Annotated in this window: 38 protein-coding genes and 1 tRNA gene; 38 read left to right on the forward strand and 1 reads right to left on the reverse strand. The window is 64.2% G+C overall.

The window, feature by feature from the left end:
* The first annotated feature begins 104 nt into the window (after positions 1–104).
* The 4 genes from ACM0PY_RS06060 (at position 105) to ACM0PY_RS06075 (ending at position 3,589) form a co-directional block, all read left to right on the forward strand.
* Entirely contained in the window at positions 105–545 is a 441-nt protein-coding gene (locus ACM0PY_RS06060) for a phage regulatory CII family protein (RefSeq protein WP_088470460.1), read from the forward strand.
* Positions 546–636: 91 nt separating this feature from the next.
* Positions 637–1,572, forward strand: coding sequence for a hypothetical protein (locus tag ACM0PY_RS06065; protein WP_414609348.1), 936 nt, complete (start codon positions 637–639; stop codon positions 1,570–1,572).
* Positions 1,569–3,053 (forward strand): replicative DNA helicase, encoded by a 1,485-nt coding sequence (gene dnaB, locus ACM0PY_RS06070; protein ID WP_414609349.1) that lies wholly within the window; start codon positions 1,569–1,571, stop codon positions 3,051–3,053. Before ACM0PY_RS06065 ends, dnaB begins: the two co-directional genes overlap by 4 nt.
* Positions 3,050–3,589, forward strand: a complete 540-nt coding sequence (locus tag ACM0PY_RS06075) for a hypothetical protein (protein ID WP_414609350.1) — start codon at positions 3,050–3,052, stop codon at positions 3,587–3,589. Before dnaB ends, ACM0PY_RS06075 begins: the two co-directional genes overlap by 4 nt.
* Before the next feature lie 5 nt (positions 3,590–3,594).
* Here ACM0PY_RS06075 and ACM0PY_RS06080 read toward each other — a convergent pair whose 3' ends face one another.
* Positions 3,595–4,191 carry a hypothetical protein gene (locus tag ACM0PY_RS06080; protein WP_414609351.1) on the reverse strand — a complete coding sequence of 199 codons (597 nt, stop codon included), beginning with the start codon at positions 4,189–4,191 and terminating at the stop codon, positions 3,595–3,597.
* A 65-nt stretch (positions 4,192–4,256) separates the two neighbouring features.
* Here ACM0PY_RS06080 and ACM0PY_RS06085 point away from each other — a divergent pair, with 65 nt between their 5' ends.
* From ACM0PY_RS06085 to ACM0PY_RS06250, 34 genes are all read left to right on the forward strand, one after another.
* The gene (locus ACM0PY_RS06085; protein ID WP_414609357.1) at positions 4,257–4,541 is read left to right on the forward strand and encodes a hypothetical protein; all 285 of its coding nucleotides are present in this window, start codon (positions 4,257–4,259) and stop codon (positions 4,539–4,541) included.
* Positions 4,538–4,999, forward strand: a complete 462-nt coding sequence (locus tag ACM0PY_RS06090; protein ID WP_414609352.1) for a RusA family crossover junction endodeoxyribonuclease — start codon at positions 4,538–4,540, stop codon at positions 4,997–4,999. The genes ACM0PY_RS06085 and ACM0PY_RS06090 overlap by 4 nt, the downstream gene beginning before the upstream one ends.
* The gene (locus tag ACM0PY_RS06095) at positions 4,996–5,208 is read left to right on the forward strand and encodes a hypothetical protein (protein WP_414609353.1); all 213 of its coding nucleotides are present in this window, start codon (positions 4,996–4,998) and stop codon (positions 5,206–5,208) included. The genes ACM0PY_RS06090 and ACM0PY_RS06095 overlap by 4 nt, the downstream gene beginning before the upstream one ends.
* Before the next feature lie 8 nt (positions 5,209–5,216).
* Entirely contained in the window at positions 5,217–5,612 is a 396-nt protein-coding gene (locus tag ACM0PY_RS06100) for a hypothetical protein (protein ID WP_065197438.1), read from the forward strand.
* The gene (locus ACM0PY_RS06105; protein WP_414609354.1) at positions 5,609–5,992 is read left to right on the forward strand and encodes a GIY-YIG nuclease family protein; all 384 of its coding nucleotides are present in this window, start codon (positions 5,609–5,611) and stop codon (positions 5,990–5,992) included. The genes ACM0PY_RS06100 and ACM0PY_RS06105 overlap by 4 nt, the downstream gene beginning before the upstream one ends.
* Positions 5,993–6,070: 78 nt before the next feature.
* A tRNA-Met gene (locus ACM0PY_RS06110) sits at positions 6,071–6,148 on the forward strand.
* 84 nt (positions 6,149–6,232) lie between these two features.
* Positions 6,233–6,733: a hypothetical protein gene (locus ACM0PY_RS06115; RefSeq protein ID WP_088470467.1), complete on the forward strand. Its 501-nt coding sequence runs from the start codon at positions 6,233–6,235 to the stop codon at positions 6,731–6,733.
* A gap of 2 nt (positions 6,734–6,735) precedes the next feature.
* A complete protein-coding gene (locus tag ACM0PY_RS06120; protein ID WP_414609358.1) occupies positions 6,736–7,047 on the forward strand; it encodes a hypothetical protein in 312 nt (103 codons plus the stop codon).
* On the forward strand, positions 7,044–7,283 hold the full coding sequence (locus tag ACM0PY_RS06125; protein ID WP_088497117.1) for a hypothetical protein: 240 nt from the start codon (positions 7,044–7,046) through the stop codon (positions 7,281–7,283). Before ACM0PY_RS06120 ends, ACM0PY_RS06125 begins: the two co-directional genes overlap by 4 nt.
* Positions 7,280–7,693: a Gp49 family protein gene (locus ACM0PY_RS06130; protein ID WP_414609355.1), complete on the forward strand. Its 414-nt coding sequence runs from the start codon at positions 7,280–7,282 to the stop codon at positions 7,691–7,693. The genes ACM0PY_RS06125 and ACM0PY_RS06130 overlap by 4 nt, the downstream gene beginning before the upstream one ends.
* Positions 7,680–8,114 (forward strand): hypothetical protein, encoded by a 435-nt coding sequence (locus ACM0PY_RS06135; RefSeq protein WP_088497115.1) that lies wholly within the window; start codon positions 7,680–7,682, stop codon positions 8,112–8,114. The genes ACM0PY_RS06130 and ACM0PY_RS06135 overlap by 14 nt, the downstream gene beginning before the upstream one ends.
* Positions 8,090–8,392 carry an Rz1-like lysis system protein LysC gene (lysC, locus tag ACM0PY_RS06140; protein WP_088497114.1) on the forward strand — a complete coding sequence of 101 codons (303 nt, stop codon included), beginning with the start codon at positions 8,090–8,092 and terminating at the stop codon, positions 8,390–8,392. The genes ACM0PY_RS06135 and lysC overlap by 25 nt, the downstream gene beginning before the upstream one ends.
* Entirely contained in the window at positions 8,389–8,769 is a 381-nt protein-coding gene (locus tag ACM0PY_RS06145) for a hypothetical protein (protein ID WP_143592530.1), read from the forward strand. The genes lysC and ACM0PY_RS06145 overlap by 4 nt, the downstream gene beginning before the upstream one ends.
* The gene (locus ACM0PY_RS06150) at positions 8,756–8,956 is read left to right on the forward strand and encodes a hypothetical protein (protein ID WP_414609356.1); all 201 of its coding nucleotides are present in this window, start codon (positions 8,756–8,758) and stop codon (positions 8,954–8,956) included. Before ACM0PY_RS06145 ends, ACM0PY_RS06150 begins: the two co-directional genes overlap by 14 nt.
* Positions 8,957–9,087: 131 nt before the next feature.
* Entirely contained in the window at positions 9,088–9,279 is a 192-nt protein-coding gene (locus tag ACM0PY_RS06155) for an HNH endonuclease (RefSeq protein ID WP_216358876.1), read from the forward strand.
* A gap of 160 nt (positions 9,280–9,439) precedes the next feature.
* Entirely contained in the window at positions 9,440–9,853 is a 414-nt protein-coding gene (locus ACM0PY_RS06160; protein WP_111172968.1) for a helix-turn-helix domain-containing protein, read from the forward strand.
* A complete protein-coding gene (locus tag ACM0PY_RS06165) occupies positions 9,854–11,551 on the forward strand; it encodes a terminase TerL endonuclease subunit (protein ID WP_235646645.1) in 1,698 nt (565 codons plus the stop codon).
* The gene (locus ACM0PY_RS06170; RefSeq protein ID WP_235646646.1) at positions 11,548–12,831 is read left to right on the forward strand and encodes a phage portal protein; all 1,284 of its coding nucleotides are present in this window, start codon (positions 11,548–11,550) and stop codon (positions 12,829–12,831) included. Before ACM0PY_RS06165 ends, ACM0PY_RS06170 begins: the two co-directional genes overlap by 4 nt.
* Positions 12,832–12,835: 4 nt before the next feature.
* Entirely contained in the window at positions 12,836–13,723 is an 888-nt protein-coding gene (locus tag ACM0PY_RS06175; RefSeq protein WP_235646647.1) for a head maturation protease, ClpP-related, read from the forward strand.
* 4 nt (positions 13,724–13,727) lie between these two features.
* Positions 13,728–14,915, forward strand: a complete 1,188-nt coding sequence (locus tag ACM0PY_RS06180; protein ID WP_235646648.1) for a phage major capsid protein — start codon at positions 13,728–13,730, stop codon at positions 14,913–14,915.
* Between the two features lie 57 nt (positions 14,916–14,972).
* A complete protein-coding gene (locus tag ACM0PY_RS06185; RefSeq protein WP_235646649.1) occupies positions 14,973–15,215 on the forward strand; it encodes a hypothetical protein in 243 nt (80 codons plus the stop codon).
* Positions 15,216–15,217: 2 nt separating this feature from the next.
* Positions 15,218–15,562, forward strand: coding sequence for a head-tail connector protein (locus ACM0PY_RS06190; RefSeq protein ID WP_235646650.1), 345 nt, complete (start codon positions 15,218–15,220; stop codon positions 15,560–15,562).
* A gap of 1 nt (position 15,563) precedes the next feature.
* On the forward strand, positions 15,564–15,902 hold the full coding sequence (locus ACM0PY_RS06195; RefSeq protein ID WP_220083855.1) for a phage head closure protein: 339 nt from the start codon (positions 15,564–15,566) through the stop codon (positions 15,900–15,902).
* A gap of 5 nt (positions 15,903–15,907) precedes the next feature.
* Positions 15,908–16,399 carry a hypothetical protein gene (locus tag ACM0PY_RS06200; protein WP_235646651.1) on the forward strand — a complete coding sequence of 164 codons (492 nt, stop codon included), beginning with the start codon at positions 15,908–15,910 and terminating at the stop codon, positions 16,397–16,399.
* Positions 16,399–16,752: a tail completion protein gp17 gene (gp17, locus tag ACM0PY_RS06205; RefSeq protein ID WP_235646652.1), complete on the forward strand. Its 354-nt coding sequence runs from the start codon at positions 16,399–16,401 to the stop codon at positions 16,750–16,752. The genes ACM0PY_RS06200 and gp17 overlap by 1 nt, the downstream gene beginning before the upstream one ends.
* Before the next feature lie 52 nt (positions 16,753–16,804).
* Positions 16,805–17,302, forward strand: coding sequence for a phage tail tube protein (locus ACM0PY_RS06210; protein WP_165710565.1), 498 nt, complete (start codon positions 16,805–16,807; stop codon positions 17,300–17,302).
* Between the two features lie 62 nt (positions 17,303–17,364).
* On the forward strand, positions 17,365–17,754 hold the full coding sequence (locus tag ACM0PY_RS06215; protein WP_065724360.1) for a phage tail assembly chaperone family protein, TAC: 390 nt from the start codon (positions 17,365–17,367) through the stop codon (positions 17,752–17,754).
* Between the two features lie 32 nt (positions 17,755–17,786).
* Positions 17,787–17,993, forward strand: coding sequence for a hypothetical protein (locus tag ACM0PY_RS06220; protein ID WP_043034803.1), 207 nt, complete (start codon positions 17,787–17,789; stop codon positions 17,991–17,993).
* Positions 17,994–18,010: 17 nt separating this feature from the next.
* Positions 18,011–20,170, forward strand: coding sequence for a hypothetical protein (locus ACM0PY_RS06225; protein WP_414609463.1), 2,160 nt, complete (start codon positions 18,011–18,013; stop codon positions 20,168–20,170).
* Complete coding sequence (locus tag ACM0PY_RS06230) at positions 20,163–20,498, forward strand: phage tail protein (protein ID WP_088497094.1); 336 nt, start codon at positions 20,163–20,165, stop codon at positions 20,496–20,498. The genes ACM0PY_RS06225 and ACM0PY_RS06230 overlap by 8 nt, the downstream gene beginning before the upstream one ends.
* Positions 20,499–20,508: 10 nt before the next feature.
* Positions 20,509–21,480: a hypothetical protein gene (locus ACM0PY_RS06235; protein ID WP_235646654.1), complete on the forward strand. Its 972-nt coding sequence runs from the start codon at positions 20,509–20,511 to the stop codon at positions 21,478–21,480.
* Positions 21,477–22,172 carry a phage minor tail protein L gene (locus ACM0PY_RS06240; RefSeq protein WP_235646655.1) on the forward strand — a complete coding sequence of 232 codons (696 nt, stop codon included), beginning with the start codon at positions 21,477–21,479 and terminating at the stop codon, positions 22,170–22,172. The genes ACM0PY_RS06235 and ACM0PY_RS06240 overlap by 4 nt, the downstream gene beginning before the upstream one ends.
* Positions 22,173–22,234: 62 nt before the next feature.
* Positions 22,235–22,975: a C40 family peptidase gene (locus ACM0PY_RS06245; RefSeq protein WP_235646656.1), complete on the forward strand. Its 741-nt coding sequence runs from the start codon at positions 22,235–22,237 to the stop codon at positions 22,973–22,975.
* Positions 22,968–23,567, forward strand: coding sequence for a tail assembly protein (locus ACM0PY_RS06250; RefSeq protein ID WP_235646657.1), 600 nt, complete (start codon positions 22,968–22,970; stop codon positions 23,565–23,567). The genes ACM0PY_RS06245 and ACM0PY_RS06250 overlap by 8 nt, the downstream gene beginning before the upstream one ends.
* The last annotated feature ends 7 nt before the right edge of the window (positions 23,568–23,574 follow it).

The raw sequence follows: 23,574 nt of genomic DNA on the forward strand, positions 1-23,574 counted from the left end.
ACATTCGGTGCCCACAGCAGCCTTGCTTCCTTTTTCGCTCGCTTCTCCATGCCGCGCATCTTGCGCCGGCGTCGTAACGCAAACCACGTTCACCGAGACCGCCCATGAACATCACAGACGCCGCACACAAGACCGTGAAGGACTACCCCGGTGGTAGTGAAGCGCTGGCCGTCCGCATCGGCATGTCCGCCGCGGTGCTGCGCAACAAGGTCAACCCGAACAACAACACGCATCACCTGACCCTGGCCGAGGCCAGCGAGATCATGGGCGTGACCGGTGACGACCGGATCCTGCACGCGCTGGCCGCCGAGCACGGCTATGTCCTGCGCCGCACCGAGGGCTCGCCGGGCGGCAGCGTGGTGACGGCTCTGCTGGCGGTGGCGGCACGGCAGGGCAACCTCGCGCAGGCCGTCTCCGAATCGCTGGAGGACGGGAAGATCTCGCAGAACGAGGCCAGCGAGATCGGGCGCCTGTGCGCTTCCATCCAGGCCGACGCCGCTGACCTCGCTCAGCGTGCGCACGTGGCGGCGAGGACGGTGGCATGAAGCGCCTGACCGATCCTCTCGCCCACGCTATGTGGCTGGTCCGGCAGCGCTGGCACATCGCCGGTTGCCTGCAACTCCTGCGGGGTGCGTGATGAGCACCGATGCGCGCCTGAGCGTCGGCCTTCCTGGCCACCCCAAGACGAAAAAGCTGATCCGCCGTCTGGACGCCTCGGCGGGCTGGTCGCTTGTGTGCCTGATCCTCTGGGCCCGTGCCAACCGGCCCGATGGCGACCTGTCCGACATGTCAGCGGAGGACATCGAGCTGGCCGCTGATTGGACCGGAGAAAACGACGCGTTCGTCCGCGAGCTGGCGTCCGTTGGCTTCCTGGACGGCGTGGAAGGGGCCTACCAGTTGCACGACTGGGCTGATCACCAACCGTGGTCGGCAGGGTCTGACCTGCGCTCACTGAAGGCGAAATGGAACGCGGTCAAGCGCCATCACGGCGAAGCTGAGGCTGATCGGCAAGTGCCCGAGTATGCGCGGATTCGTGCTGCAAGCTCCGATTCGGATGCTAGTAGCAAGAAAACTGATGCTACTAGCAATGCTGGTAGCAGTGATGCAGCAATGCGTCCAGCAGCTTCTAGCAATGCTCCGTCTCCGTATCCGTCTCCGTATCCAAAAGAAGAAAAGCCCCCCCATACCCCCCCGGCTGACGCCGCGGGGGCAAAGCCCGGACGACGGAAGCGGGAGAAGATCACCTTCGCCGCCTTCCTCGACCTGTGCCAGGAGGCGGGCGAGTCGGCCATCCCGCGGACCGATCCGATCTTCACGTTCGCCACGGATACCGGAATCCCGAGGGACTTCCTGCACCTGGCTTGGCGCGAGTTCGCCTCCCGGCACCGCGACAGCGGCCGGATGCAGAAGGACTGGCGGGCCCATTTCCGCGACGCCGTTCGCCGCAACTGGTTCAAGCTCTGGTGGTTCCCGGCGACCGGGCCCTGTGAGCTGACGACCGCCGGCGTGCAGCTGGCCCGTGAGCGCGATGCCGAGCGTGCCCGGGAGCAGGATCAGGAGCAGGCCGCATGAGTGCTCAGCCTGCCTACCGCGACGACTACGGCCATCTGCCGGTGCCCCCGCATTCGATCGACGCTGAGCAGTCCGTCCTGGGCGGCTTGATGCTGGCGCCGGAAGCGCTGCGCGAAGTCCGCGATGTGCTGACGGAACGAGACTTCTACCGCCGCGACCACCAGCTGATCTGGCACGCCATCTGCGATCTGGCCGACCGCGAGCAGCCGTTCGACACGGTGCTGCTGATCAACTGGTTCGAGAACCAGCGGCAGCTGGAAATGGTGGGCGATGGCGCGTACCTCGTCGAGCTGGCCAGCACCACGCCGTCAGCGGCCAACATCCGCGGCTATGCCGAGGTCGTGCGCAACAAGGCGCTGCTGCGCGGTGTGATCGAGCGTGCGACCGAGATCACCAACGACGCCTACGGCACTGCGGACGAGGACGCCGATGCGCTGGTGGCCAGCGCCACAGCGAAGTTTGCCAACCTCAGCGTGCAGTCGGGTGGCAACGGCGGCCTGGTGATGGTGCGCAGCGACCTGCAGGGCATGTGGGAGGAAATGGAAGCCCGGTTCGAGGGCACCGCCGACCTGGGTCTGGTTCCGCCGTGGCAGAACGTGGCTAGGAAGCTGCCCGGACTGGAACCCACGGACCTGATGATCCTCGCGGCCCGGCCGTCGATGGGCAAGACGGCGAACATGCTGGAGTGGGTCTACAGCGTGGCGGTGCAGGGCAAGAACGCGGCCGTGTTCAGTCTGGAAATGAGCCGCCGGCAGTTGCTTGCAAGGCTGATGAGCATGCACTCGGGAGTGCCGCTCTCGCGTATGCGCGTCAAGGGCGAGCTGACCGACGACGACTGGCACAAGCTGAGCATCGCCCGCAACTTCCTGCATGGTCTGCCGCTGGCGATCGATGATTGCGGCTCGTTGCCGGTGGATTCGCTGGTGGCGCGCGCGTCCCGCATGCACGCCAAGGTGAAGGGCGGGTTGGGCGTGGTCGCGGTCGACTACCTGCAGCTGCTGTCGGGGCCGGCCAAGGCTGGTAACCGGACCGAGGAAGTCTCCTACATCTCGCGCACGCTGAAGAAGCTGGCCAAGACCTTGGGCTGCCCGGTGATCGCGCTGTCGCAGCTCAATCGGTCGCTGGAAACGCGCACCGACAAGCGCCCGGTGATGGCCGACCTGCGCGAGTCAGGCGGCATTGAGCAGGACGCCGACGTGATCGCCTTCATCTACCGCGACGACTACTACACGAAGGATGCCTGCGGCGCTCCCGGCATCTCGGAATTCATCCTGGCCAAGAATCGCCAGGGCGAGACCGGTACCGCCTACCTGCGCCACCACCTCGAATGCAGCCGTTTCGAGAACTACCACGGCGAGAAGCCGAACTACACCCTGAAGACCTTGGCGCGGGCTACCGCTGGCGACGATGACGGTGGGTTCGACGCGCCGGCAGGCCATCACAGGAGCGGCAAGGACCGCGCCGCAGGAGATCGTGCATGACCATGACCGCAGCAGCGAAGAAGATCCGTGCCAAGCGCGCGCGCCGTCCGATCTACATGGTCGTGACTAAGCTGATCGATCCGGGCACCGGTGAGCTTGTTGGGGCGCTTGTGCCGGCGCATGAGGTCGACCAGCGCCTGATGCGTGAGCGCAAGTTCAAGGTGGGCCGCGAGGTCCGCGCTGAACTGAAGCAGCCGCGCGAGGGTTGGCAGCACCGCCTGGTGCACAAGATTGGCCAGCTCATGGTCGACAACGTGGAGGGCTGGGAGCAGCTCGGCAGCCACGACGCGGTGAAGCGCCTACAGCGCGAGTCCGGCACTTGCTGCGAGGAAATGGAGATCGACGTTCCAGGAGTCGGCCGCCTGATGGTCAAGCAGGCGGAGAGCCTGTCGTTCGACGAAATGGAACAGGACCGATTCCAGGTCCTGTTCGATGGGATCACCGAGCATATCGGCCAGCGCTACACCCACGTGATGCTCGACGACGTGCGCGCCGAGTTCTGGAACATGGCCGGGCAGAACCGGAGGGTGGCGTGATGGAGCTAAGCCGTTGCCTTGAGAAGGAACGCCTCGATGAGGTTAACCGCCCTAATCCTGCGCTGCTCTGCGTACTCCAGAAGTTCGATGAAGCGATCGGCGTGTCCCGGCATCAGGAGTCGGTCCTTCAGCAGGTCCTGAGCTTCTTCAAAGAAGTTGATGGTGGTGAGTATTTCTCCACCAGCATCAGGCATGAGGTGGCATTCCCGCTCGATTTCCCTCATTTCTCTGGAAATTGGTGCAGCCGGCATCGGCACGATGACGCTTCCGTCGCGTTGGACCTTCGCATGATCGAGCTGGGCGGAAATGCCCTTCTGGAACCGCCTAACGGCCCTATGGGCTCTGGTGTAGCGCATGTTGGCTTCAGCCATTTCCCGCTTGTCCGCCTCCCTCTTGGCGGCAGATCGTTCGTTAGAGGCGATTACGACTGCCGCAACAATGGCGGCGATGCTGCCAACCGCTTGCACCCAAGCGGGTGCGTCCTTGCCGAACTGAATCTGTCCGGTGAAAGCGAGAAGCACGAAGGCAAAGGTGCAGCCAGTGGCTACAAGCGCTGCGTTGAGGCAGATCCTCGTCCAGTTGAATCTCTTCATCAATTCCATGTTGATTGCCCCGGTATCCGTGCCGGAAGCATACCCACTCCCGAATTCACGCGGGAGTGCTGCTGATGCGGTCGAAGAATTCCAAGCCGTTCACCTCGGCTGAGAGGCGGCACGTGGAGGCGGTCAAGCTGCTGCCCTGCAGCGTCTGCAGCCGGCCTGGTCCCAGCGACGCACACCACATCAACCAGGGGCAGCACTTCACGACAGTGGCCCTGTGCAAGGACTGCCATCAGGGCAGCTTCAACGGCATCCACGGGCAGAAGCGCATGTGGCTCGTAATGAAGATGGACGAGCTTGCCGCCCTGAACGTCACCCTTTCCCGGCTGCAGCTGCAGGAGCCCGCCCGATGATCCACCTCACCCTCCCATATCCAATCAGCTCAAACCGTTACTGGGCCGTGCGGGTTATCCCGAGGAAGCCGAAGCCGCTGGCGATCACCTACGTGACCGAGGACGCGAAGGCCTACAAGGCGGCGGTCGGCCACTTGGCCAAGGCGGCTGGCATCCGCGCTCCCTCGACCGGCCGCGTGGGGCTGTACATCAAGCTGTTCCCGCGCCGGCCGCAGGACTGGGCGAAGCGTGCACGGAAGGACCCGTACACCTGGGACGACACGGTGCAGTGCATCGACCTTGGCAACTGCGAAAAGGTGCTGTCCGACGCCTTGAACGGCATCGCCTGGGTGGACGACAAGCAGATCCGGCGGACACTGCTGGAACGCATGGAGCCGGACGAGAAGGGCGCGCGGCTGGAGGTGGCCATCGAGTACCTGGCCGCGGCGCCGAGCCTGTTCGGGGAGGCCGCAGCTTGACCACGCCAGAGGCCCGCACACGGAAACGCTACAACGCCTACCTGCGCCGGCATGGCGTCTGCTCGGTCTGCACCATGCGCGAGCCCGGCAGCAGGCCGGCGCACTGCCAGCGCCGTCCGGACAGGAGGGGGAACTGCGACACCGACGGCCTGCTGCCGGTGTTTCGCTTCGATGAGAACGTATTGAAGGGGATGCGCGATGAATCCTGAGGTGACCCATGGATAAGAAGCAGCTCGAAGCGCGCCTGATCCAGTGGGCGGAAGAGTACGGCGGTGGCCGGTACGAGCACATCGGCTACTCCAGCCGGAACCTGCTTCAGTCACTGATTGAGCATCAAGGGTTCGTGCCGGGTACCGGTGGCTACCGCGGCATTCTCATCAACACGCCAGGAGACGAAGTCCAATCCGCAGTGCTTGCCATGGAGGCGTATGGCTACATCCGACCCGGACGGACGCTGCGGTGCGAGTACTTCCTGAAGTCGGCGCCACTGGAACTGAAGCTGCAGAACCTGCGGCGCGCGGGGATCGACATTAAGCGGCCGACCTACTACGACTATCTCGCCATCGCAAAGGCATTCGTGATGGGTCAACTTTCGAAGGAGAACGCAGCATGAAGATGCGCGTATACATGATGATCGCCGACGCTTGCTGTGGTGAGAGCTACTGCAAGATCGGGGTGACCACCGATCTGGCTGCGCGGGTCAGCGCCGTGCAAACCGGCTGCCCGATGCCGATCACCGATGTGGCCTACCTAGACCTGCCCCGTGGTGCTCGGTCAGCTGAGGCCATGTTCCATGACCAGCTTCGCGCCTATCACACGCAGGGTGAGTGGTTCCGCATGAACCTGTCTGACCCCGTCCACAAGCAGGCGATGAAGGATGCAACGGCCTTGGTCGTTAAGCACTTCGGCGTGAGCGAGACCCGGTGGAAGCACATGAGCCTCGATGCGATCCGGTCGTTGTGCAAGGTATTGCGTCTAGACAATGTGGCCTAGAAACTTGGCACCATTCGAGAAGTCCCCCCTGAAGCCCTGGCCAACGCCGGGGCTTCTGCGTTTCGGGGCATCGTCTCCTGCGGGCGTGGGCCAGTGGTCTAAGCCGCCGGGCTCATAACCCGGAAGTCCCCGGTTCGAATCCGGGCCCCGCAACCATCTACGCCCGTCCACCCTCACCGGACCCATTCGCCGAGCCTGCCGGGCTGCGGTGACGGGCACCCTATCGCCGGAGATCCACCCATGTCACAGCTACCGTTGCCGATGACTGCGGCGCAGTGCCTGCAACACGTGGTTGTTCCGGCCCTGGCACTGCTGGGTGCCGCCCGCTACGACTCGCCTGAGGCGCGAGTGATGCTGCTGGCCATCTCCGGGCAGGAGTCTGGGCTGGCTCACCGCCGACAGGTGAAAGGTCCGGCCCGTGGCCTGTGGCAGTTCGAACAGGGCGGCGGCGTGCGCGGGGTGCTGAACCACCCGTCGACCCGGGCAGCGGCTGCGCTGCTCTGCGGCGCGCGCGGGGTCACCGCGACGCCGGCTGCTGTGTATGCCCAGCTGGAGCAGGACGACATCCTGGCCGCTGGGTTCGCCCGCCTGCTGCTGTTCACCCTGCCCAAGCGGCTGCCGCCGATCGGCAACGTCTCGGTGGCTTGGGCGCAGTACTTGGACGCCTGGCGCCCCGGCAAGCCGCACATCGACCGTTGGCCGAGGAACTACCGCGCCGCGGTTGAGGCGGTAAGGGCGTGACGATGGAAGTCCAGCCGAGCCAGGACGGCCGCACCCGCGTTTCCCTCGGCCTGGTGGAAAAGTGGTTCGTGACCGCTTTTGCCGGATTCATCGTCGCCGGCGGCTACTGGCTGATCAGCTCCATGCAGGCCGTCCTGACCCAGCAGCAGGTCACGAACCAGCAGATGGCGACGGTGCAGCAGCAGCTGCAGACCTTCAACACACAGCTGGCGGACGTCCCAGCGCTGAAGCTCGAACTGGCCAAGCAGGCCGTGCAGGTCGAGCAGAACAAGCAGGACATCAAGGAGCTGAAGCAGCTCAGGGGGCTGAAGTGAAGGACCGATTCAACTGGCAGGGCGTCGCTGGCCGTGCCAGCACCTGGCTGGCCACCCTCGCTGCCGCCGCAGCCGCTGCACTTGGCGCCTACGCGCTGATGCCGGAGCGGGCGCAGAACCTGTTCCCCGAGTGGGGCCTGATCGTGCTTGGTGGCCTGGCCGTCGGCGGTGCCTTCCTGGTCCCGGTGGCCACCAGCTTCAAACAGAAACCCAAGCGCCCGAAGGAGGGCCTGTGAACGACAAGACCATCGAGCAGGAAATCCAGTCCAAGGGCCTGACCCACCCGCGCGTGACCCCGGCTGACATCGAGGCTGAGATCGCCTCCGAGTGCTTCTTCACTGCATGGGATGCGTTCACCGCAACGTTCGATGCCGGGAAGGTTGTGTGCCGTGAGCTTGACTACAACACCCTCCGCCTGCCTCCGCCGGCAGCGTCTCGTTACGAGGCAACGCGTTGCCTGACGATCTGCGTGCTGGTGCTGCGCAACGGCTTCACCGTCACCGGTGAATCGGCATGCGCCAGCCCGGAGAACTTCGACCCCGAGATCGGCCGCAAGATCGCGCGCCAGAACGCTGTTCAGAAGATCTGGCCACTGCTGGGCTTCCGCCTGCGCGACCAACTGAGCAACAGCCGTGCTGATCCCTGACCCTCTGCGGCCCTACGTGGGCCTGATCCGCGTGGGGCTGTGGATTGCGGCAGTCGCCGCGGTCCTGCTGATGGGCGCCCGCCTGGGGTCGGACTACCGCAGCAAGAAAGACCAGGCCCTGATCGCTGCCGCTGAGAAGCAGCGCGACCAGGCCAAGGCCAGCTCCGACGAGAACCTGCGCGCGGCCAACGCCTGCGGCCAGCTGCTGCAGGAGGTGAACCGGCAGACGCAGTTGGCCATCGATGAAGCCGCCCGCCAGCAGCAGGCAGCCAAGGAGGCCGCACGGCTGGCCGAGGCAGCCGCAGCCCAGAGCCAGCGCCGCGCGAACCAGGCCGAGCAGGCCCTGCAGGCGGCCAAGACCCAGCCGAGATGCCGGCAGCAGTTGGAGCAGAACCTATGCGACGCCATTCCGTTGCTGTGATCTTGGCGGCGGCCCTGCCACTGTGCGGGTTCGGCAGCTGCAGTAAGGCCGAGAAGCCTGACCTGCCCAAGGTGGTGTATATCCCGGTGGAGCGCACGGTGGCTGTGCCGGCGGCGCTGACCTCCCGTTGCCCCGTGAAGCGGGCCAGTCAGCGGACCATCGAGAGCGTGGTGTCGGCCTACAACGCCAACGTCCTGAGCCTGGAGCAGTGCAACAGCCAGCTGGGCGCCATCGAGAAGCTGGCTCCGGCCAACGAACAGAAGCAGGTGAAGCCGTGATCCCTGACCGATTCAACCCGCGGGTGTGGCTGCGCAACTGGTTGCTGAAACCGACCGCAGAGGAAGCTTCGCTTGGTCGGGATCTGCCAAACCCCATGGCCACGACGGTGAATCACTTCGCGGTGGTTAACACGCATGCCCAGGGCAATCCAGTAGCCCAGCCGTTCGGAGCTGTCGGTGGCCAGGTTGCCCTTGACCCTGCCGTAGTGAATGAAGCCTTCGCCAAGAACATCAACCAGTGGGCGGAGCGCGAGTCCCGCCCAGGTGGGGTGCTGCATGGCCGTGGTCCTGATGCGTCGTGGACGCTGAGGAAGGACGGCAACTTCGAGATCCAAGGTATGGGGCCGAGCGAGGGGCAGACCGATGAGCCTGTCTGATCGCTTGCGGCGCATCGAGCTGCAGCAGGAAGAGCAGCGCCAGGCCACCGCCGGGATCGCACAGCAGCTGGCCGCCCTCATCGATGCGTTGGCAGCCGAGGGCGAGGAAGAGCAGGACGAGCCAGCCCGCAGCCTGAACGGCGAGCTGGTGCCCGGCGAGCGCGACCAGTCGCAGAGCCTCGGCTGATGGCGAGGGTCACCACACTCGCACCGCGCATAGCCAGCGCGCCCAGCAGGCTGAAGCCCACGGCACCGGTGGCACCCAGCTACGGCAAGGGTAGGGGCGGCAGACCATGGCGTAGGAAGCGCGACGCAGTCATGCAGCGAGACCAGTACCTGTGTCAGCCCTGCAAGCAGCAGGGACGCGTCACCGAAGCCACGGAGGTGGATCACATCGTCAACGTGGCCGAGGGCGGCAGCGATGACGAGACGAACCTGCAGGCGATCTGCACCGAATGCCATGGGGTGAAGACCCAGGCAGAGGCAAGGCGAGGTGCGGCACGACGTTGAACCGACCGCGTGGAACAAAACGCGACGCGACGACAGTTTCACATCGGTGGGAACAGGCCCGGGGGGAGGGACAAAACTTCGAGCCCTTTGCCACGGACACCCGCCGCCCACTCATTCAGAGGTTTTTTTCTCGGCCGGAATTTAAGGCTGAGGGCCATTTATGCGCAAAAACACGAAACCCGGCCGCCCGGCGTTCAAGGCCACCGCGGTGCAGCGCCGGCTGGTGACCAACGCAGCGGCCAGCGGCATGACGCACCAGGAGATATCGATCGCGCTGGGGATCTCTCGGAACACCTTGGAGAAGTACTTCGAAAAGGAGATCTCGGCAGCCGCACTGCGCCGGCGAATGGAGGTGATGGACGCCATGGCGAGGACGGCACTTAAGGGCAACGTGGCTGCCCAGAAAGCGTTCCTTGCGCAGGTGCCCACGCTGGCTGCGCCCCCGGTGCCGCAGGAGAAGCCGGTGGGCAAGAAAGAGAAGGCCAACGCTGATGCGGTCGGTGCGGAGACCGGTACCGGCTGGGAAGGTCTGCTGGGCAACAACGTCACCCCCATCTCCCGGGCTGCCAAGTAAGTGAGCTGGGACCTTTCCTGTCGGGACTGGTGGGGCAAGCTGCAGGCCGGCCAGTTGCCGGTCGCGCAGCTGCCTCTCTGGACCCAACAGGCGGAACGCGCGGCAGCCATCCTGGGTAGGCTTCGTCTGGCGGACGTACCTGGAACGCCCACCCTGGCGGAGGCCGGGGGCGAGTGGTTCCAAGACGTGGCACGCAACATGTTCGGCTCGGTGAACCCAGAGAACGGTGACCGCGAGATTCGCGACCTGTTCGCCCTGGTACCGAAGAAGAACGCCAAGACGACATTCGGGGCGCTGGGCATGGTGACAGCCACGCTGATGAACCAGCGTCCACGTGCCACGTTCCTGATGACGGCACCGGTGCAGGACACGGCACAGCTGGCGTTCGATGCAGCGGCGGGCGCGATCGAACTGGACCCGGTGCTGGATGCCAAGTTCCACATCCGCCACCATCTGAAGACGATCATCCATCGCGAGACGAAGGCCTCGCTGGAGATCATGACGTTTGACCCTGCGGTGTTGACCGGCGTGAAAGTGTCGGGCGGAGCGCTGATTGACGAGCTGCACGTGTGCGCCAAGAAGGCCAAGGCCGCCCAGGCGCTGCGTCAGATCCGCGGCGGCATGGTGCCTTACCCGGAAGCGTTCCTGTGGTTCATCACCACGCAGAGCGACGAGCAGCCAGTCGGGGTGTTCGCCGACGAGCTGCAGAAGGCTCGGGACATCCGCGACGGAAAGCGGGTGGGCAAGATGCTGCCGGTGCTGTTCGAGTTCCCGCAGGAGATACAGGAGTCGAAGGACCAGCAGTGGAAGGACCCGCAGCTGTGGCCGCTGCTGAACCCGAACATCGGCCGGGCCATGACGCTGGAGCGCATGGTGGAAGAGTTCGACGACGCTGTGGGCACCAGCGAGGCCGAGCTGCGCAGCTGGGCGTCGCAGCACCTCAACGTGCAGATCGGGGTGGCGCTGCACCAGGGCAGCTGGGCGGGGGCAGAGTACTGGGAGCAACAGGCCAACAAGAAGCTCAAACTCGCGCACATGCTGAAGGTCTGCGAGGTCATGACGGCCGGGATCGACGGTGGCGGGCTGGACGACTTGTTGGGGCTCTCATTCTGCGGTCGGCACAAGTACACCAAACGGAAAATGCTGGTTTCCTTCGCCTTTGCACACCCCAAGGCGGTTGAGCGGCGCAAGAGCGAGAAGGAGCGATATGCCGGCTTCATCAAGGACGGCAGCATGTTCGTCGGCGGCATGGAGGACGAAGGTGCCACCGACCTGCGCGACATGGCCAAGATGGTGAAGTTGGTGGACGACGCCGGCCTGCTTTCGGGGATCGGCGTGGATCCGTCAGGGCTGGGCACTGTGCTCGACGCCTTGGCGGTCGAGCAGATCGATCCCGATCTGATCATTGGCATCCGACAGGGTTGGCAGTTGACTGGAACCTGCAAGGTGTTCGAGCGATGGCTCTCCGATGGCCTGCTGGAGCATGACGGCTCGCGGCTGATGGATTGGTGCGTGGGCAACGCCAAGGTCGAAGCATCTAAGAACGCCCTCTATGTCACCAAGGCGGCAAGCGGAACCGGAAAGATCGACCCGCTGATGGCGGCGATGAATGCGGTCGAGCTCATGTCACGCAACCCAGAAGCGAAAGGAACTATGGACGATTGGCTGAGCGATCCGGTCATGGCGGGTAGGGCATGAAGACGAAACCACGGCAAGGCGTCCTCGGGCGAGTGCGTGCGGCAGTCGATGGCTGGGTGCGGTCATTCACGACCCGCGACGCTGAGCTCTACATTGACCGCGAGATGGCAAACGAGGCTGGAGTTGCTGTCACGGCCAAGACCGTTCTACAGGTAGATGCAGCCTGGGCATGCGTTCGGCTGATTTCAGAGACCATCGCAACCTTGCCGCTCTCGATGTATGAAAGGACGAAGTCCGGCAAGCGCGTCGCGAGCCAACATCCTTTGCACTTCGTTGTTCACGACCAGCCGAACATAGACTCGACTGCGGCGGTGTTCTGGGAGGCCATGGTTGTCGCAATGCTTCTTCGGGGAAACGCGTTCGCTGAGAAGCTCTATGCCGGCGAGCGCCTGATCGGCCTGCAGTTCCTTGATCCAGCCAGGCTAACCATCAATCGTGACCTGAACGGCAACAAGGTGTATCGCTACCTGCGGGCCAATGGCGCTCCCAGGATCATCGCGCCGGCAAGAATCTGGCGCATTCCCGGGTTCACGCTGGATGGCGAGAACGGCGTGTCCGTCATCGCCTACGGCGCCAAGGTGTTCGGCAACGCAATTGCTGCTGATCGTGCAGCCGCTCGCACATTCCGAAACGGACTGCTCCAGACGATCTACTACAAGGTACAGGCGTTCCTGAAGCCTGAGCAGCGGACGGAGTTCAAGAAGAACCTGATGGGTTCCATTGAGCGCGGTGAAACCCCGCTGCTCGAAGGTGGAACGGAAGCCGGCACGCTGGGCATCAAGCCATCCGACGCGCAGCTGTTGGAGTCGCGGGCGTTCTCTGTGGAGTCGATCTGCCGCTGGTTCCGCGTGCCGCCGTGGATGGTGGGCCATACGGAGAAGTCGACAAGCTGGGGAACCGGCATCGAACAGCAGATGATCGGCTTCCTGACGTTCACGCTGGGGCCGTGGCTCCGACGAATCGAGCAGGCCATCAGCAAGGACCTGCTGACGCCAGCCGAGCGCCTGCGCTACTACCCGAAGTTCACCGTGGAAGGCCTTCTGCGCGCCGACAGCGCCGGACGCGCTGCCTTCTACGGGGTGATGGTGGACAAGGGGATTCTTACCCGCGACGAAGTGCGCGAGCTGGAAGACCGGGAGCCGATGGGCGGCAACGCCGCAGTGCTCACCGTGCAAACCGCAATGACCACGCTGGATGCCATAGGCGCTGGGTCAGATGCAGACCAGGCCAGGGCTGCTATTCGGGCGTTCCTGGGCTTCTCCGAAGACAAGAAGGACTGACCACATGACGATCAAGACGCTGCCGGGTGTACCGGAGGGCCGCCCCTGCGCCGCTGTCAGCAGCCAGATCCAGCCGCGCGCCCTTGACCGCTGGGAGGCTGGCGTCAGGGCGGCTTCCGACACCGATGCGGAGCGGTCCATCAGCATCTATGACGTGATCGGCTACGACTACTGGACGGGCGAAGGCGTGACCGCCAAGCGCATCGCGGCATCCCTTCGTGGGATGGGGAAAGGACCGGTCACGGTCAACATCAACAGCCCCGGCGGCGACATGTTCGAAGGCCTGGCGATCTACAACCTGCTGCGCGAGCACGACGGCGAGGTCACTGTGAAGGTGCTGGGCTTGGCTGCATCGGCTGCGTCCGTCATCGCCATGGCCGGTGACACGGTCCAGATCGCGCGCGCCGGCTTCTTGATGATCCACAACGCTTGGGTCGTTGCCGTGGGAAATCGCCACGACCTTGCTGACGTGGCTGCGACGCTCAAGCCCTTCGACGACGCGATGGCCAGCATCTACGCCGCGCGCACCGGTGCCGAGCAGAAGGCCATGTCAAAGCTGATGGATGCCGAGACGTGGATCGGCGGTGCCTCCGCAGTTGAGGACGGCTTTGCAGATGAGCTTCTGGCATCCGATCAGGTGGAGAAGGGCGCAAGCAAAGAGAACGCCTCAGCGGTACGCCGTGTGGAGGCCGGCTTGCGTGCCACAGGCATGCCGAAGTCAGAAGCGATGCGCTTGATCAGCGAAATCAAGTCCAGTAGGGGCGATCCCACTGGCAGCGGTGAGGGCGATCCCACCGAACAGCCCCGGCTATCGCCGGATGCTTTCAGTAGTGCGGCTGCATTGGCCGCAACACTCACCAACATCAACACCACCGAGTCCCACAAGGAGTAACTCAATGTCCATCGAAACCGATATCCAGAGCATCAACGCCAGCCTCAAGACGGTCGGCGACCAGCTCAAGGCACATGCCGAAGCCGCAGCAAAGTCCGGCGATCTGAACGCCGCCCTCCGCTCCGACGTCGACGCAATGCTGAGCAAGCAAGGTGAGCTGCAGGCCAACCTGCAGGCTGCCGAGCAGAAGCTGGCAAAGATCGAGGCCAACGGCGCCGGCGGCGACGTGCAGCACCAGTCGTTCGGCCAGCAGTTCGTCAACAGCGACGAGTTCCAGGCATTCGCCAGCAAGACCACCCCGCGTGGTCGCGTCGACATGATGTTCAGTGCTGCGATCACCTCGGTCACGACCGACACCGACGGCGCGGCCGGCGACCTGGTCACCCCCACCCGTCTGCCGGGTGTCATCGCGCCGCCGGACCGCCGCCTGACGGTACGCGACCTGATCACGCCGGGCCGAATGGACGGCAACACGCTGGAGTACGTGAAGGAAACTGGCTTCACCAACAACGCCGCGCCGGTGGCAGAGACTGCGAAGAAGCCCGAGTCCAGCTTGAAGTTCGACCTGGTGAGCACCACTGCCAAGGTGGTCGCGCACTACATGAAGGCATCGCGCCAGATCCTCAGCGATGCCTCGCAGCTCGCCAGCTACATCGATGGCCGCCTGCGCTACGGTCTGGCGTTCAAGGAAGAGCAGCAGCTTCTCAATGGTGACGGCACCGGCCAGAACCTGCTGGGCATCATCCCGCAGGCGACGGCTTACGCTGCACCGTTCGAGCCGGCCGATGCCACGGTAATCGACAAGATCCGCCTGGCCATGCTGCAGGCGCAGCTGGCTGAGTTCCCGGCCAGCGGCATCGTGCTCAACCCGATCGACTGGGCACGTGTCGAGCTCCTGAAGGACACCACCGGCCGCTACATCATCGGCAATCCGCAGGGTGTCATCGGCGCCACGCTGTGGAACCTGCCGGTCGTTGCAACCCAGGCGATCGCCGAGGACAAGTTCCTCACTGGCGCATTCAAGCTGGGGGCGCAGCTGTTCGATCGCTGGCAGGCACGTGTCGAGGTGGCCACCGAGAACGAAGACGACTTCGTCAAGAACCTGGTGACCATCCTGGCCGAAGAGCGCCTGGCGCTGGCGGTCTACCGGCCGCAGGCCTTCATCTACGGCGACCTGGGCAACGTCGCCTAATCCACCGTTCCAGGCTATCCCGGCCTGCCACAGTGCAGGCCGGGTTCGGAGAGGATCATGCTGATCAAGTTCAAAGAGCCGGATCCGCGCGCCGGCACCACCGTTCGAATGGACAGCAGCCGCGGGCAGTACTTCATCGACACCGGAGCCGCCGACGCCGTGAGCGAACAGCCCCCGGCAGAGCTGCCGGAGCCGGTGACGGAAGAAATCACTGTCACTGAAGCCGCTGCGGAGGCCGCCGACGCCGTGAGCGAACAGCCAGCTGGCAAGAAGGCACGGCAAGGCAAGGCCAGGGCCTGACCATGGAGCTGATCACCCTGGATCAGGCCCGAGCACATTGCCGTGTCGATACGGACGATGACGCGCTGTTGGAGCTTTACGGGACCGCGTCAGAAGGGGCTGCTCAGCAGTTTCTCAATCGCCGTGTGTTCAAAGACACTGAATCCATGGCCGCCGCAGTCCTGGATGGTACGGCGGGCGTCGATCCTATGCTGGCCAACGACTCAATCAGGGCGGCAATCCTCCTGATGTTGGGGCACCTGTACCGCACGCGTGAGGACGTGCAGGGTAGCGACGGGGCGACGGTCCAAGTCCCGATGGGCGCCCATAGCCTGCTATGGCCTTATCGAATCGGCCTCGGGGTCTGACATGAGCCTGCCGGCAGGTAAGCTCCGCCACCGTGTGCTGATCCAGCGGCAGGTGACGACCAAGGACGAGGACGGCGTGCAGACCACGACGTGGGTCGACGTGGCCACGGTATGGGCTTCGGTTGAGCCGCTCTCGGCCCGCGAGTTCATCCAATCCGGGCAGACCCAATCGGCGGTCACCGCACGCATCACCATGCGCCACCGCGATGGACTGCTGCCGTCGATGCGCCTGATACACCGCGGCGAGATCTTCAACGTTGCAGGTCTGCTGCCTGACAAGACGTCTGGGCTGGAGTACATCACGATCCCGGTTTCGGCCGGCGTCAACGACGGGCGCTAGCCGGTATGAAGGTCGAACTTCAGATCCACGGGGTCGATGGTGTTCTGTCTACGCTGGAGGCGTTGCCAGCGGAGGTTGTGAGCAAGCGGGGCGGCCCTGTCAAGCTGGCACTGGCCAAGGGGGCGCGGCTGCTCCGCGATCAGGCGAAGGACAACTTCCGTCGCTCTGCAGCTATCGGCGGCGTCGATAGTACCGACACGACCGTCAACAACATCATTGCCAGTCGCGGAAAAGCGCCTGTGGGAACGAAGGGTGAGCGTCAGCTTGTGCGGGTAAAGCGCAAAGCGTTCGTGAATGCGCATGGATCGAAGACGACCACTCGGAAGGCCGCCCAGCTTATGGAATACGGGTCCAGTACGCAGCCGGCCTATCCGTGGTTGCGTCCGGCCGTCCAGCGTCGAGGAACCCAGATCATCGATGTGATCACCGAGGACCTGTTGAAGAGGCTTGACCAGATCACCAAGCGCCTGGCCGCGCAGAACGGAGGGCGCCGCTGATGTTCCCGAAGGTGTATCGAACCATCCGCACCGCGGCGGTGTCGGCGATCGTCGACGACAGGATAGGACGCCACGGTGAGGTGGCGCAGACCGAGACTCGCCCCTACATCGTTTGGCAGATCGTGACAGGTTCGGCATTTGACAACCTGAGCGCGTCCCCAGGGGGCGATTTCACCACTGTGCAGATCGACTGCTACCACGCGACCGACGCAGGCGTAGAGCAGCTGGCAAAGGCCGTCCGCGCTGCGCTGGATGGCGTGCTGATCGTCAACCGCGTCGTGGTCAACAACCGCGACCCAGATACCAAGCTGTACCGCGTCGGCCTCGAAGCCGACTTCATCGACCAGCGCTGATTGCTGGTCATCCGTAATGCCGCCCTCGCGCGGCCCTTCAGAGGAAACTGCCATGACCGAGGGCGTCGTCAAGACCCAGGGCACCCATCTGTTCTTCGTTGACCCGAACGCGGCCGGCGGGCCGGCGATCGTCAAGTTCGCATGTCCTACCGGGGCGTCCGGCCTGGGCGGCGCCGCCGACCAGATCGAATCCACTTGCCTCGATGCGACCGTGGACAAGGAGTACCAGCGCGGCCTGGGTAATCCGGGCCAGGTGTCCATCCCGTTCAACTACATCCCCAGCGACGCATCCCATGATGCGCTGTTCAAGTTGAAGGATAGCGGCGAGAACGTGAGCTGGTACATCGGCCTGAGCGACGGCACTGCTGCGCCAACTCTCGACACCGAAGACGAGTTGGTTCCGCCACTAGCCACCGCTCGCTCGGGGTTCCTGTTCACCGGCTACATCGCTGATGTGAACATCGACATCGCCACCAACGAGATCGTGCGCGGCACGGTCACAGTCCAGCGCAGCGGCGGCGTCACCCGCTACGGCAAGCCGCTGGCCTGATCCCATCCAAGCGCCCGGCGCCCGAGTGGCGCCGTGGCGAGCCATCTCTACGGAACCACTCCATGACCGAGACAAACAACACTGCAGCGCCGCTGCTGGACCCCTCGCTTTTCATCTCCGACGACGTGCATGAGCGCGAGGTCAAGCTTGCCGACGGCAGCAAGCACACGTTCTACATCCGCGAGCAGGAGGCCGGCGTGCTGCGCGGATTCTTCGCGGGACAGGCCAGTGAAGACCCGGACAAGCAGGCTGAATCAATGGCTCGCCTCATTGCCAAGGCGATATGCACCCCCGACGGCAAGCCAGCTCTGACGCTGGCGCAGGCCAAGAAACTGAAGTTCGCCGTTCAGATTGCCCTGACCAAGGCCATCAGCGAGGTGCACAGTTACCAGGGAAAGGAGAGCTCGCCCGCCGAGGAAGCGGAGAGTGGTTCCGATACCAGCTCGCCCTGAGCCTCGGGAAGACCCTCGGCGAGATCGACGCAATGCCAGGCGCTGAGCTGAATGGTTGGCGCGCCTTCTATGAGCTGTATCCCTTCGACGATCTGCACCGGTTCCACCGGCCGGCCGCAGTGATCGGAACCGCTTTCGGCGGCAAGTACGAAAGCATCATCGGATTCCTCGCTCCGAGCCCGGACGACCCGGTGCTGAGCGACGCCGATCGCGATGTATCCAAGGCCCTCGGCTTCTAACCTGACTGGACCCCACCATGGCCACTGCCGGCTCAATCGTTGTCGACCTACTGATGCGCACGGGGTCGTTCGAGACCGACACCAACCGCGCGTCCAAGCAGATGAAGAAGCTGGGCAAGGATGCCGGGGACACTGCTGCCGACATTGGGCGTGCCTTCGGGCTAATCGGCGGAACCATCGCTGGTGGGTTGGCCACGGCCGGCACGGCCGTTCTGGGTTGGACCCGGCAGCTGGTCGATGCATCGGCGGAACTGGAAAAGTTCTCCCGTCTGTCCGGCACCAACGAGCAGGTGTTCCAGCGCATGGCTGCTGGCGCGGCCACCGTTGGCATCCAGCAGGACAAGCTCGCCGACATCTTCAAGGACACCCAGGACAAGCTGGGTGATTTCCTGCAGACCGGCGGCGGCGCGATGAAGGACTTCTTCGAGCAGATCGCACCGCGCATCGGGTTGACCGCGAAGGAGCTGCAACACCTGAGCGGGCCGGAGGTGCTGCAGCGGTACTACAGCGCTTTGGAGCAGGCCGGCGCGAGCCAGGCCGAGATGGTCTTCTACATGGAGGCGATTGCCAGCGACTCGTCCATGCTGGCCCCGCTGCTGGCGCGCAACGGCGAGGGCTTCCGGAAGTGGGGCGATGAGGCGCAGCGCCTTGGGGCCGTGCTTGATGCAGACACGCTGGCTGCTATGAAGGAGGTCAAGGAACAGTCCAACCTGGTCCAGCTGGCATTCCAGGGCTTGAAGAACGAGGTGGCGGCCGAGTTGCTACCGCAGTTCAAGGAGCTGACGGCGTTCCTCGGATCAGACCAGACCAAGAACGCCTTTGTCACCATTACAAAGTGGGTGGGCGATCTGGCGGCCGAGATGGCCAATGGTGCGGTGCTGATCGTCAACTTCATCGACAAGGTGAACCAGATCCGAAAGCTCGATGCGGGCGGGGCTGTAGCGGACGCTGGCGAGGAAGCGCTGAACACCCGCATGGCTAGGCTCACGGACAGAATCAATTACATCAAGAAGAACGATCGGGGGCTGTTCGGGCTGCCACTGACGGACAACCAGGAAGAAGCGCGCCTGAAGCGAATCAATGATCTTCAGCAGGAACGCTTGGAGATTCAGCGAGAGCTGACGAAGCGCTATCGCTCAGAGGCGGCCGGCGAGAACTTCAAGGGAGTTACGGGATCCGTCGACAGTACCGCGCGGATCCCGGGCAGCGGGCTAGCGGCCACTGTGGGCGGTTCTGGTGGATCGGACCGACGCGTGGGTGCGTTGACCAAAGAGAAGTCGCTGCTGGAGCAGATCCAAGAGGACTACGACGCCCTCTACAGCGCTGGAAGCAGTCGCGCCGACGACCAGATCGCAAAGCTCGAACGCGAGATCGCCCTCCATGGTGACCTAAGCGAATCGGCAAAGCTGAACTACGACATCCAGGCAAACGCCTACGGTGCGCTGAGCGAGGCTCAGGCGGAGCTGCTGCGCAACCTGGCTGCGGTGAAGGACGCCCAGGAAGACTACTCGGCCCTGTACGGTGACGGCCTACAGAAGATGGCCGACGACACGACGGAGAAGACGTCCACCATGCGGACGGTCGCGGACCAGGCCGCCCGCAACATGCAGACGGCGTTCGCTGACTTCTTGTTTGACCCGTTCGAGGATGGGCTTGGCGGCATGGTGAAGGGGTTCGCCAAGGCCATGCAGCGCATCGCCGCCGAGCTGGCCGCCTCGGAAGCGCTGAAGGCGATTGGTAGGTGGGCATCAAGCTACAGCGGATCCGGTTCGAGCTGGATCAATGAGCTGGGCAGCGCAATCGGTGGGATGGCTGGAGGCCGCGCCGGTGGCGGCCCGGTTGCCGCCGGCAGCATGTACCGGGTGGGCGAGGGCGGTCGGCCTGAACTGTTCGACCAGGGCGGGAAAACCTACCTGATCCCCGGTGACGCCGGTTCGGTTCGTCCGATTACCGCAGGCATGCCCGCATCCGCCATTGGAGGCGGTGGCGGGATCACCAACAACTTCAACACCACGATGAACATCTCGTCCGATGGCACCAGCACCACCCAACAGGGCGATGGCAGCGAGGACGCTCGCCGGCTCAATCAGTTCTTTACTTCCAAGATGAATGAGTGGGCCACCCAACAGTCGCGGCCCGGCGGCCTCTTCCATCAGATGAGGGTGAGCAATGGCTGAGGTCTTCACTTGGTGCGTGCGCACCGAGATCACCGGCACCGGTGACTTCCTGACGCGCGAGGCGAGATTCGGTGACGGCTACCGCCAGACCGCTGCCGATGGCCTGAACAACGAGACCCAGCAGTGGCCGATTTCCATCGTCGGTAAGGAATCGAAGGTAGGTCCTGCGCTGGCCTTCCTGCGCGCGCGCAAGGGCGCCGTGTCCTTCCTGTGGACGCCACCGCTCGGCGTTCAGGGCCTTTACCTCTGCAAGACCTACACCCTCATCCCCCATGGCAATGGCGTGTTCACGCTCAATGCCACGTTCGAACAGACGTTCCAGCCGTAAGGAGTAGATCATGCCTCTTAATCCAGTTGACACCACTACCGATCACGGGACTTACAAGGGTGATCCGGCTAAGACTGCGTTCGGCAAGGTCAACTCCAATGATCAGTACCTGGAGCAGTTGGCGCTGGGTGCAGATACCAAAGCGAACGCTGCAAAATCCACAGCGGATGCCGCTCTCCCCAAGAGCGGCGGCACGGTGACAGGTCCCATCAACCGGACCGGCGTGGCGAATCAGGACATGTTCCGCGTGCAGAACACCGGCACGCAGAATGGTATTGGTGGAGATTTCGCTTCGTGGGCAGGTTCTCGGACCCCGGGACTGCAAGTGGACGCTCAGCTGAACACCTCCGCGTACATGGCTGTCCGTGTTTCGCACTGGGGTGTCAAGCACCTTTTCGGGCTTGACGTCTACGAAGGCGGTTCAGGCTCCGGGGCTCAGACAACAGTCGAATACCACTTCGCGGCGGGTGCAAGTCGCCACAGGTTCATCGACAACGGCAGCATGATCATTGCCGGAACGCTCACGCAGAACTCGGACTATCGAATCAAGGATGAGATCGAGGCTATCGATCCGCAGGCCGCCGCCAGCTCATTGCGAGCGACCCGGCCAGTTGAGTACACGGACATCAGCGACGTCGCACGGCCCCGGCGATCTGGCTATGTAGCTGACGAGCACCAGGCGCACTTCCGGCTACTTGTGGACGGCGAGAAGGACGCGATGCGGGAAGAGATGGTGATGGTGGGAGATACCACGCCATACGCACCCGGTGAAGAACCGCCGGATTACGTCCCGCCGCGACAGGAACTGCGGCAAGTTGCCGCGCTGCAAAGCGTCAACTACATCGGAATGGTTCCCTACATCCACGCAGGTTGGATTCAGCATGATCGACGCATTGACGCCTTGGAGGCGGAGCGTGATGAGTTGAAATTGGCGTTGTCGGGCCTTGCCGAAAGGCTCGCTGCATTGGAGTCAGGAGCATGATCACTGCCGATGCCCAGCAGCTGGAGCCGGGCGGTCGCATCACACTGTTCGAACTAGACGCCAGCAGCTTCGGCGCCGACCAGCTGTTCTTCCACGCGCACCTGCAGTCGGGCGTGATCTGGTGGCAGGGCCAGGAGTACGGGCCGTGGCCGATCGAAGCGACCGGCTTTTCGCGCACCAGCGATCAGCCGCCAACCCCCCGGCTGAAGGTCAGCAACATCGACGGCCGCATTACGGCCCTGTGCCTGCTGTTCGACGACCTGGTGGGCGCGCGCGTCATTCGCCGGCAGACGCTGGCCAAGTACCTCGACGCGGCGAACTTCCCCGAAGGCAACCCCACGGCCGACCCAGGCGAGCACTTTCAGGATGAGATCTGGTTCATTGAGCGCAAGGTCTCCGAGACGAAGGAGACCGTCGAGTTCGAGCTGACTACAGCGATCGACCTCAACGGCGAGCAGCTGCCCGGCCGCCAGGTAATCGCGGGCGTCTGCGGCTGGCTGATCCGCGGCGGCTACCGCGGCCCCTACTGCGGCTACAACGGGCCGGCCGTGGCCGATGCCAACGACGTCCCCACCACGGACCCCGCGCGTGATCAGTGCGGGGGCAGGGTGAACAGCTGCAAGCTGCGCTTCGGTGCCGACAAGCCGCTGCCGTACGGCGGATTCCCGGCTGCAGGCCTGCTTCGGACCTGATTCACGCCACCATCGAGCAACTATCCAGCCCGCTATGTGCGGGCTTTTTCATGGGCGATACCATGCAACAGACGACTCTGCAGGCCCTCCAGGCGCACGCCATTGCCGAGTACCCACGCGAGTGCTGCGGCCTGATCGTGGCCGGCCGCGACGGGGAGACGTACATCCCCTGCCGGAACGTAGCGACCACACCCAGCGAGCACTTCCGGCTGCCAGCGGAGGACTTCGCCGACGCCGAGGACGTGGGCCAGGTGCTGGCCGTCGTGCACAGCCACCCGAACGCCCCGGCGACGGCGTCGGATGCCGACCGTGTCATGTGCGAGGCCAGCGGCCTGCCGTGGCACATCGTGAGCGTGGGCCAGGTCACCGGTGCAGATCCCGAGTGTGGCGACCTGCAGACCATCGAGCCGTGCGGCTACGAGGCGCCGCTGGTGGGCCGGCAGTTCGCCCACGGCACCTTGGACTGCTACACCCTGGTGCGCGACTTCTACGAGCGCGAGCTTGGCATCCAGCTCTGCCAGTACGAGCGGGACGACGACTGGTGGGATAAGGGCCAGGACCTCTACAGCCTGGAACGGCTGCGCGCCGAGGGCTTTGACCTGATCGCGGGTGAGCCGCAGCGCGGCGACATGGTGCTGATGCAGATCCGTTCGCCCGTCCCAAACCACGCCGGTGTCTACCTCGGCGAAGGCCAGCTGCTCCACCACATGCACGGCCGGCTGTCGGAGGTCATCACTTACGGCGGCATGTGGGCCGAGCGTACCCGTTACATCGTCCGCCACAAGGAGGCTGCCCGTGTCTGAGCGCCTGCGCACCATCCGCCTGTACGGACAGTTGGGCAGCCGCTTCGGCCGCTCCTTCCGGCTCGCCGTGAACAGCCCCGCCGAGGCCGTGCGCGCGCTGTGCGCGATCCTGCCGGGCTTCGAGCGGTATCTCCACGGCGCCAAGCGGAATGGCATGGCTTTCGCTGTCTTCATCGGCAAGCAGAACCTCTCCAAGGAGCAGCTGCAGGACCCGCCGGGGGATGAAGACATCCGCATAGCGCCGGTGCTGCTTGGCAGTAAGCGAGGCGGTGTGCTGCAGACCATCCTCGGAGTCGTCCTGATCGTCGTCGGCGTCTACGGAAACATTGCTGGTGGCTGGGGGCAGCCGTTCATCAATGCCGGCGTGGGTATGGTCATCGGCGGTGTTGCCCAGATGCTGGGGCCGCAGCCGAAAGGCCTAGGCTCCCAAGACAGTGCCGAGAACCGACCGAGCTACAGCATGAACGGCACCGTCAATACCCAAGCGCAGGGCAATCCTGTGCCGGTCGCCTACGGCGGCCACGACCAGAAGGGCATGCTCACCGGCAGCGCGGTGATCAGCGGCGGAATCATGGCGGAGGACCAGCTTTGAACCTGCC

The organism is Stenotrophomonas sp. BR163 (genome assembly GCF_047520985.2).
In the GTDB taxonomy this organism is placed as follows: Bacteria; Pseudomonadota; Gammaproteobacteria; order Xanthomonadales; family Xanthomonadaceae; genus Stenotrophomonas; species Stenotrophomonas sepilia.